Genomic DNA, 6,368 nt, shown 5'->3' with positions numbered 1-6,368 from the left:
TTTTTGAGGCAATGACCTCGTGCGTAACCCCATCATAACGAGGCGTTCTTTTTTATTCAAACTCCAAATATTCGTATTACAGGAATTCTAACGGGATACGACCGACCGTCAGTAGTTACGAATTATATTTTGGGAAAAACGAATCTTCAAAACACAATTTTGGGCCTGGTGATCGAAGAGAAGAGAGAACTATTAACTCCGATTATCGAGAAGGCGATTCCTGAAAAGAAACCTAAGATTATAAAAAACAAAAATATTATTCAATTGACCACTAATAAACGGGGGCGCCGCTGTAAATACAACAAGAAAAAATGTATTGAGATATTACATCAGGTTTCAAACCATCTAGGTACGAACTTTACTAAGATGGATTACCTTAGGTTTAAACGCAACCATAAAGCTTACCCTAGTCCAATCACCATAGTTAAGCATGTTGGCGGCAAAAATGCCTCCTGGGTAGAGGTGTTACGTATCGCTGGTTTGTATGACAAAAACCTTCCTATTGCTAAATAGAAGGACAAGCAGTAAGAAAAGTGTAATTAATAGAAAGTAAAAAGACAGTATAGCAAGAAATAATGCTAGATTTCCTTTGAAGTGTCTATCAAGTATAATTATACATAATCATATATCGGATTGTAGAAGCACCTCGAAGTGGGCGTCAGTCTATTTTGTGGTGCTTTCTGCCTTGTATTGCTGCTACAGTCTTCAATCTAACTAATTATAACGGAGGGGGATTTCTAATGAATTTCAAATCGCTAGCAAGATTGATGGGAATTCTACCGGATAATAGTACTGACTCGAAAATTGTTGCGGAGCACTTTGAGGCAGTGCTTATTAATCAGATGAATTTACCTTTTAAATATAAGGAGTTTTCGAACTTATTATCCGAAGTTTCTGATACGAATAAACGTTCCATGGCAAATTTCTTGAATCTAAAAATAAGAGCAACAACAGATCGTCCTTTCCCTGACGGACAGTTTATCCAGCTTCTACGAACCCGAATGAACAAAAAAGAAGTAAAATCGAAGGTAATTCAAGCGCTAGTAACGCAGATTATTCCGCTATACGAAGATATGGACGAGCTTAACGTCGAAGGATACTTGGCAGAGGAAAAGAATTTGATAGAAAGTTATGGTCCATGGCATTATTATTGGTCACTTCGCTTTTTCCCAATTGAAGATGATCGGATAAAGGAGCGTTTAATTCAACTTGAATCCGACCTTCCAGATCCAATACGGGATGAGGTGGATAAGTCTAATCTAGATTCCAATCTTCAAGGTAAGAAAAAGCCAGACGAAAGCAAGGAAAGCCTCATTATTGTCCACGAGAGAGAGCTTCGACAAAAAGCTGAGCAGGTGATTGCTTACATTACAGAGAGAGCTCAGAACGCTCGAGAAGAGCCATCAGCGATTAACTAGCGAATATAACATGCTGAAGACTGACTATGAATCCAATGAGAAAATTGTGATCGAGCTTCAGCAATTCTCTGAAGCCGAGAAAATGAGAGCCTCGACGCTGGAGCGAGAAAAGCTCGAATTAGCAAATCAGCTACGAAAGGCTCAAAAAAGTATCGACCTTCGGGAAGCAAGTGAGCAGAATCTGAAAACTAAACATGAAGCAGAGATAATTCGATTTAAAAGCGTAATCAATCGATTGAACAGTGAATTGGCTTCCTTAAAAGAGCAAGGGCGTACTGAGCTTATGGTGGATAGAATAATTCAAGTTTTGAACTTGAGAGTGGATAACCTGTATGCAATCATGCGCGGCAGCAGCGCTCCTCAACAAAAGGAATTGATTAGAGCAAAACTTAGCGATGCTTTACTTCTGATTAACTCATTAGAGTCATTCTTTAAGTCCACTCATGACGAATTTTCTTCCAAGACAGAGTCTTTTTACTCCGATTCCTCGAACGGAGCACCGGCTATATCAGATCTTGATCGGATTACGAAACCAATGGAGATTAGAGATGAGAGTACTCAACAAAAAGAAACTGAGAGTAGCAAACCAAGTTTAGGAACATTTTTCCGCAAGGATCATGGTGGATACATTGTGATGGAGAACAATGAGACTTTCAATATCCCGGAGTCCGTGGTTAATTCTATTGGACTCGAGCATGAAGCTGAGGTTGCTTGTGAACCTCAGGCACGAGAAGATGGATCAGTAGCTCAGAATATCCAACTATTGTTGCAAGGTGATGATTCACACGCCCCCATCCATCAGTATATGGGATATATCGAACTGGGGAGCCACTTTACTTACTATTGCGTGGATATAAACAATCCAGAGAATAAGTTCCCGATCTATGAGAAGGACGTGGATATGCAGGATCCACAAGATGGTGATCCGTGCTCGTTTAATGTAGCGATCGGCGGTGACTACGCCAGATTATCTAGAGTGTTTAAACGGACTGAGCCTCTGGCAACGCATGAATCCTTATTGAAGACCAAAACATCCAACCGATCAAAAGCTGAGAAACAAGTGGGGGAACGTTTTCTTGAAGGCTGCAAAATCGTCATTGTAGGTGGCTTGTCTAAATGGTTTGAAGTGGTGGTGAAGGAAACAGGTGCAGAGCTTATTCATGAGACTGGAGAGAATCCAGAGCGAATACATGCTCAGCTCCGTCGCGCAAATGCGATGTTCCTGCTCCTTTCCGCCAATTCTCACAAAGCGACGTGGAGCTGTATTGATATCGCCAAAGAGAATCGAATTCCCCACTTCCGAATTGAAGGATCGAAATCGAATCTTCGGATGCAGCTGTGGGAAAATCAGCAAATCATTCGCGGCGAGCACGTCCATGGTGAACATGAGTAAGTTAATCGTATAAGAGAAAAAACAAGCTTTAACAATACGATCTCGTATTTACAGTCACTATCACTCGACGTATAATTAAAGCAATTGAATACGGATATGGGGAAGCACCCCTAACATGAACCATCAGTCATGTTAGGGGTGCTTTCTCGTTTAAAGGGAGAGTGTATGGGGACTTGAGAAAGCTTGTATTGAGCGTAATATTAGCAGTTTTGCTTTCCGGATGCAGCGGAGGAGTAAATTCTACTCCAGGGGTGTACGAACCCTTGCAGGAATCATATGATGCATATGATGCTACCGTATTGTCCGGACAGCAGGCGGACAGTAGTTTACAGCGATTGAAGGAGCGTTTAGCAGTTATCGTTGTAAAAGGCAAAGATAGTTATGTATTTGGTGATGCTGAAAAGGCGGTTCCACATCTTAGTCACTTTAATCAAATGGATTCGTATGACCGTGAGAATGTCATCGACATAAATGGTACGTATCACAGCCTTGTACTAAGAGATATGAACAATAAAGTCATTGGGATACAACTGACCGAGCGGGAAACCACGCATATTGTATCCGAGAAGCCATAGTAGAAGCCCGCTTCCTCTCAAAGGAGCTGCTTCGTATACTATTATGATAAAACCTTCACTTCTCTATATGAGCAACCGATGTAAAAGAAGAACTGAACAATAACTTATGTCGTGAGACTATCGAAGTATGCTATGGCTGCTGCAAAATTATATTGTTGCTAGTTTCTTAAATATCGGGGGAGACTATTGGTAAACATTGCACTCGCAGAGAGAAAGCAGGTATTTAATATAGAGTAGGAAAAGGAAGGGGATTCAGTGTGAGAAGGTTAGATATAGACCTTACATCTTATAGTGCATCAGAAAGGACATTTGTCGATCTATTTGAGATATACGGTAGAGAATCTCTTATAACTGAATTTTTGTTGGGCCTAGAAAGAGAAGATGCCACGGTAAAAGCATTTAAAGAATTCGCTGGCATTCAGAAAGACCCCTTTGCAAATAGGGAAGTATTTCTCGCTTCCCTCCATGTGACGACCAACAATGACTTTTGTGAAACTCTAAAGAGGAAGGGCCTACTTAATCTACAGAGTGCTTTAATAGAAGATACCCCTCTGAAGGTGTTCTTCCAGGAACACGGAATTACCGTAGATCCGAATCGGGCCGAACTAACACATCAAGGGAAGACATACAAGCTAAATCCCCTTTCCAGATACGCAACTGGTGAGGGTGAGGAATGGCATATTCAGCAGGTTTCGTTTAAGTTGTATAGGGATGAGCCGGTATGGGGATTTGTTTGTTCTAATAATGTATTTGGTTACGGAGGTCATGTGGATAAGCGTCCAGAATTTCTGAAAGATGTAGGGGATCTTGTGGGCATCCCAGAAATGGTGAATCAGTGGGAGGAGCAGACATCAACGTACATCCTAAAGTTTAGTCTGCCGAACCGAAAATATGATTACCCTAAAGAATTGGAGTTTCTAGGTGACCTCGTTGTTAAAACTGTATATGACTACCTTATACATGGGGGTCCGAGAGAGAACGTAATCTCCTATTTACCTATAGGGGAGAAAGTGCGTTCTCACGAAATTGTTTTCTACTACACAGTCGACGAGTTTAATCGATATCTAGATAGTTAAACAGGTGCCACTCTCAGGAGCTACTCGTTATGCTTAATATGAGTGCTGCCCTGAAATCTTTTTTGATTAACTACATAAGCTATTTTGTTATCTGGAATTCGCATAGTTTTTGATATATAATTGTAATAATCAAATATCCTAATGGGGAAGCACCTCATAAGAAATCAGATGATTTCTTATGAGGTGCTTTTTTTGTTCGCTCAACTCCGGAAAGCAAACAAGATAAACCGGCTAATGGCCAATTAAAAGCAAAGGGGATGCTAGAAATGTTTATGAATAAGAAGCAAAAAGGATTTGGAAATAAGGTAGCTCTGATCACAAGTTTAGGGTTTGCAATTGTACTGCTAACTTCGTTAGCGATCGTTGCCGCGTGGTCAGACCAAGAAGAAGTTTACCCTACATACGAGGATGTTAAAGAGGAAATATCAGTTTCAGCAGGCGATTATAAATTGGATAAACAGGCGTACATAGGAGATCCTAATGCACCGGTTAAGGTTATTGAGTTCATTGACTATAAATGTCCTTACTGCAAGGCATGGAACACAGAAAATTTTGATGATTTTAAAGAAAAGTACATCGATACCGGCAAGGTTCAGTTCTTTGTCATAAACTTCTCATTTCTTGGTCCCGATAGTCTTAAGGCTGCGATGGTTGGGGAGATTCTTTGGAAGCAAAATTCGGAGGCGTTCTGGGAATACGAAAAGGCTATCTATGAAAATCAAGGCGACAAGGGAACGATATGGGCTAATGAAAAGTTTCTTCTTGATTTGATCGAGAAGCATGTTCCGCACGGGGACGCTGCAGCGGTTAAAAAGAGCCTAGATAATCTAGAAGGTCTTTATGAAGTTAAGGAAGATCTCGCTATTACACAAGCAAATGGTGTTCCGAGTGTTCCGACTTTCATAGTGGACAGTAAGCAGTATACAAATCCGGCAATTAGTGATCTCTACGAAATCATTGATTCGAAGCTAGTAAAGTCTCAATATTGAGAGCAGCGTATTATAAAATTTACAATGTTGCAGAGCTACTTATGAAGATAGATTAACCGGATAAGAGAGTAGTTCGTTTTATTTTTCTTTTTCCACCAACATTTCATTTGGAGGGATATCACATATGGCTAAAGTGCTTGTAACTGATGATGCAGTTTTTATGAGAATGATAGTAAAAGAGATACTTATAAAAGGAGGGCATGAGGTGATTGCCGAAGCTTCGAATGGAGTAGAAGCTGTTGCACAGTACCATCTACATAAACCCGATATTGTGACTATGGACATTACCATGCCTGAAATGGATGGAATTCAAGCAGTGAAAGAGATAAAAAAGAGCTTTCCTGAAGCAAAAATCATAATGTGCTCTGCAATGGGGCAGCAGGCTATGGTCATAAAGGCTATTCAATCCGGGGCCAATGATTTTGTAGTTAAACCGTTTCAAGCGGATAGGGTATTAGAGAGTGTAGATAAAGTCTTAGGGTAACCCAAACAGTAAGAAATTCAATTAAGAACTTGTTGTCTTGAATACTGAAGAAATCATAAGTTATACCTTGCTTGAAAGAGTTTTACTTAAATGACCAGAGGTTATCATGAATGAGAGTTAATGAATCTAGGCTACGAATGGAAAGGTATCTGTAAAAGATGTTTGCCAGTTTCAGTAAGGAAAGCAGGTAGATAAGTTGGAGTTAATTGATTGGCTTGTGATTATATTTGTTTTTTGGTTTCTCTGTAGTCTTATAGTCATTTGCATAGGAATTACTGTTATAGCACGATACAGGCGCCTTCTAAAAGAAAAGAAACCAAATGAGGGGGAGGATATTAATAAGCAAATTTAGTGTAAATGACCAGGTATATCAGACTTCGACACTCACAAGGAGTCAAGCTTACAGTTGCTTGTGATGTTAAAAGCGAATCTA

7 protein-coding genes are annotated in these 6,368 nt (G+C 40.1%); all 7 read left to right on the top strand.

Translation table 11 applies throughout. From position 1 onward, the window contains the following. Positions 1-129 precede the first annotated feature (129 nt). The 7 genes from BLW49_RS28050 to BLW49_RS28020 all read left to right on the top strand — a co-directional run bounded on the left by BLW49_RS28050 (position 130) and on the right by BLW49_RS28020 (position 5,935). Positions 130-513 carry a hypothetical protein gene (locus BLW49_RS28050; RefSeq protein WP_090728179.1) on the top strand — a complete coding sequence of 128 codons (384 nt, stop codon included), beginning with the start codon at positions 130-132 and terminating at the stop codon, positions 511-513. A gap of 227 nt (positions 514-740) precedes the next feature. Then, positions 741-1,418, top strand: a complete 678-nt coding sequence (locus BLW49_RS28045) for a hypothetical protein (protein WP_090728177.1) — start codon at positions 741-743, stop codon at positions 1,416-1,418. After that, positions 1,360-2,811 (top strand): DUF2325 domain-containing protein, encoded by a 1,452-nt coding sequence (locus BLW49_RS28040; RefSeq protein WP_139237059.1) that lies wholly within the window; start codon positions 1,360-1,362, stop codon positions 2,809-2,811. The genes BLW49_RS28045 and BLW49_RS28040 overlap by 59 nt, the downstream gene beginning before the upstream one ends. 263 nt (positions 2,812-3,074) lie before the next feature. Next, the gene (locus BLW49_RS28035; protein WP_139237060.1) at positions 3,075-3,386 is read left to right on the top strand and encodes a hypothetical protein; all 312 of its coding nucleotides are present in this window, start codon (positions 3,075-3,077) and stop codon (positions 3,384-3,386) included. A 257-nt stretch (positions 3,387-3,643) separates the two neighbouring features. Then, a complete protein-coding gene (locus BLW49_RS28030; RefSeq protein ID WP_090728172.1) occupies positions 3,644-4,462 on the top strand; it encodes a hypothetical protein in 819 nt (272 codons plus the stop codon). A gap of 266 nt (positions 4,463-4,728) precedes the next feature. Next, positions 4,729-5,451: a thioredoxin domain-containing protein gene (locus tag BLW49_RS28025; protein ID WP_170862603.1), complete on the top strand. Its 723-nt coding sequence runs from the start codon at positions 4,729-4,731 to the stop codon at positions 5,449-5,451. A gap of 124 nt (positions 5,452-5,575) precedes the next feature. Continuing rightward, on the top strand, positions 5,576-5,935 hold the full coding sequence (locus BLW49_RS28020; protein WP_090728169.1) for a response regulator: 360 nt from the start codon (positions 5,576-5,578) through the stop codon (positions 5,933-5,935). Positions 5,936-6,368 lie beyond the last annotated feature (433 nt).

This window comes from Paenibacillus sp. PDC88 (assembly GCF_900106725.1).
GTDB classification, from domain to species: domain Bacteria; phylum Bacillota; class Bacilli; order Paenibacillales; family Paenibacillaceae; genus Paenibacillus; species Paenibacillus shunpengii.
The sequence above is the reverse complement of the archived record's forward strand: the minus strand, read 5'-3'. Positions and strand labels throughout refer to the sequence as shown.

What these genes read in the sequence shown, in the direction of transcription:
- BLW49_RS28045 (WP_090728177.1), top strand. Translation starts at nt 741, where the DNA reads ATGAATTTCAAATCGCTAGCAAGATTGATGGGAATTCTACCGGATAAT.
- BLW49_RS28025 (WP_170862603.1), top strand. Translation starts at nt 4,729, where the DNA reads ATGTTTATGAATAAGAAGCAAAAAGGATTTGGAAATAAGGTAGCTCTG.
- BLW49_RS28020 (WP_090728169.1), top strand. Translation starts at nt 5,576, where the DNA reads ATGGCTAAAGTGCTTGTAACTGATGATGCAGTTTTTATGAGAATGATA.